The organism is Microbacterium sp. K41 (genome assembly GCF_004794395.1).
Lineage (GTDB): Bacteria > Actinomycetota > Actinomycetes > Actinomycetales > Microbacteriaceae > Microbacterium > Microbacterium sufflavum.
The window spans coordinates 1-2,690 of the sequence record NZ_SSDO01000410.1 but is presented as its reverse complement, the minus strand read 5'-3'; the positions used below and the strand labels follow the sequence as shown (position 1 = coordinate 2,690).

Annotated in this window: 3 protein-coding genes; 1 reads left to right on the top strand and 2 read right to left on the bottom strand. The window is 71.3% G+C overall.

All coding sequences use genetic code 11. From position 1 onward, the window contains the following. The coding region (locus tag DW309_RS12790) for a TetR/AcrR family transcriptional regulator (protein ID WP_136045598.1) at positions 1-521 on the bottom strand (521 nt) is incomplete at its 3' end. 96 nt (positions 522-617) lie between these two features. On the opposite strand from DW309_RS12790, the gene DW309_RS12785 reads away from it, so the two are divergent. Beyond that, complete coding sequence (locus DW309_RS12785; protein WP_136045597.1) at positions 618-1,460, top strand: alpha/beta fold hydrolase; 843 nt, start codon at positions 618-620, stop codon at positions 1,458-1,460. 211 nt (positions 1,461-1,671) lie between these two features. Here the strand turns inward: DW309_RS12785 and DW309_RS12780 are convergent. Next, on the bottom strand, positions 1,672-2,690 hold a 1,019-nt coding region (locus tag DW309_RS12780), incomplete at its 5' end, for an iron chelate uptake ABC transporter family permease subunit (RefSeq protein ID WP_168387270.1).

The window sequence follows — 2,690 nt, the reverse complement described above, 5'->3', positions numbered from 1 at the left end:
CGCGCGTGCACCGCCGCCTGCGGGTCGGCCGAGATCGCCGCGGTGCTCTGCGCCCCCTCGGCGAGGATCGAGAGCTGGGCGGCCAGCGTGGCCGGGGCACCGGTGTCCGCGACCAGCGCGGCCATGTACTCCTGGAACGAGGCCTTGTGCGCGCGGACGATGGAGGCGACCTCGGGGTTCGTCCCGCCGAGCTCGCCGAATGCGTTGATGAACGCGCAGCCGCGGAAGCCGTCGCTGCAGAACCAGTCCTCCAGGTAGCCGTAGACGGCGAGCAGCCGCGCGCGGGGCCCGTCGCCCGCGGCGGCGACAGCGGCGGAGAGACCCGACTCCCACTCGGTGTGCCTGCGGGCGAGGACCGCCGAGACGATATCGGTCTTGGCGGGGAAGAGCGAGTAGAGGCGACGCAGCGACACGCCGGCGGCCGTGCGCAGCTCGTCCATGCCGACGGCCGCGTATCCCTTGCGGTAGTAGAGCTCCTCCGCGGCGGAGAGGATGCGCTCGCGAGCGTCGTCTTCGGTCATGTGCAGAAGTCTACTTGACATGAGAACGCTCGTTCTCTAGATTGGACACATCGAGCGAGAACGATCGTTCTCACCGGAACCGAAAGGACCAGGATCATGGGCTACATCACCGTCGGGAACGAGAACAGCACCCCGATCGAGCTGTACTACGAGGACCAGGGATCCGGGCAGCCCGTCGTGCTGATCCACGGCTACCCGCTCAACGGGCACAGCTGGGAGCGCCAGACGCGTGAGCTGCTCGCCCAGGGCTACCGCGTGATCACGTACGACCGCCGCGGCTTCGGCCAGTCCTCCAAGGTGGGCAGCGGTTACGACTACGACACCTTCGCCGCCGACCTCAACACCGTGCTCGAGACCCTCGACCTGCGCGACGTCGTGCTCGTCGGCTTCTCGATGGGCACCGGCGAGCTCGCCCGCTACGTCGGCCGCTACGGGCACGAGCGCGTCGCCAAGCTCGCCTTCCTCGCCTCGCTCGAGCCGTTCCTCGTGCAGCGCGACGACAACCCCGAGGGCGTGCCGCAGGACGTGTTCGACGGGATCGAGGCCGCCGCCAAGGGCGACCGCTACGCCTGGTTCACCGAGTTCTACAAGAACTTCTACAACCTCGACGAGAACCTCGGCTCCCGCATCAGCCAGCAGGTCGTCGACGCCAACTGGAACCTCTCGGTCACCAGCGCCCCGGTCGCCGCCTACGCGGTCGTGCCGACGTGGATCGAGGACTTCCGCGGCGACGTCGAGGCCGTGCGCGCGGCCGGCAAGCCCACGCTCATCCTGCACGGCACGAAGGACAACATCCTGCCGATCGACGCGACCGCCCGCCGCTTCCACCAGGCCGTCCCCGAGGCGACGTACATCGAGGTCGAGGGCGCGCCGCACGGCCTGCTCTGGACCCACGCCGACGAGGTCAACGGCGCCCTGAAGGACTTCCTCGCGAAGTAACCCCCCTCCCCCCCTCCTCCACCCACCCACCCCGGCTCGGGGATCGAAAACGCACCTCCGGACACCCCCGGAGGTGCGTTTTCGATCCCGCCACCGACCGAACGCGGGGGGCGGGCGGAGGCGGGATCAGAAACGCGCCCCCGAACCGGCCCGAGGGTGCGTTTTCGATCCCGCCACGGGACGAACGGACAGGGCACGACGGCCGACGGGGTCAGGCGTCGCGCGAGCGCCAGAGCAGCCAGACGAAGTACGGGGCGCCGATCAGCGCGACCACCAGGCCGGCCGGCAGCTGCGCGGGCGCGATGACCGTGCGACCGATCGTGTCGGCCACCGCGACCAGCAGTCCGCCCAGCAGCACGGCGACCGGGATCACCCGCGCATGCCGCGCCCCCACCAGCGCCCGGGCGGCGTGCGGCGCCACGAGCCCCACGAAGCCGATCACCCCGATCGCCGTGACGCTCAGCGCGGCGAGCACGGCCGCCACCGCGAGCAGCAGCAGGCGCACCGGCTCCAGCCGGATGCCCACCAGCCGCGGCGTGTCCTCGTCGAGCGACAGGACGTCGAGCTCGCGGCGGCTCGACACCACGAACGGCAGTGCGATGACCAGCACGATCACCAGCGGGAGGATCTGCTCCCACGCGCGACCGTACGTCGTGCCGGACAGCCACGTGTAGATCCGCGGGGTGTCCCACGGGTTCGACCGCAGCAGGAAGAACGTCGTGAGCGAGACCGTGAAGTACGACACCCCGATACCCACGAGCAGGAACCGGTCCGCGCTCAGACCTCCTCGCCACGACAGGAGGTAGACCAGGGCGAACGCGAGCAGCGAGCCCGTCACGGCACCCGCGATCATGCCGCCCGTCGACGACGCCGCGCTCGTGATCACCAGCACGGCCCCCAGCCCGCCGCCACCGGTGACCCCGAGGATGCTGGGGTCGGCGAGCGGGTTGCGGCTCACCCCCTGGATCAGCGTGCCGGAGAGGGCGAGCGCGCCTCCCGCCACCACCGCGGCCACGACCCGCGGGGCCCGCTCGTCCAGCGCGAACGCGATCGGCGGGGCCGCCTGCCCCTGCAGCCACAGGGCGATGTCGCCCGTCAGCAGCCACGTGTGACCGGCGAGCAGCCCGAGCAGCAGCACCCCCGCCACCCCGAGCGCCACGACCACCAGGGTCACGCGGAAGCGCACGCGGCTGCGCACACCGAAGCGCACGCGCGGCGGCTCGCGGGTGG

Coding starts and splice junctions, on each gene's coding strand:
- DW309_RS12785 (WP_136045597.1), top strand. CDS start 618: ATGGGCTACATCACCGTCGGGAACGAGAACAGCACCCCGATCGAGCTG.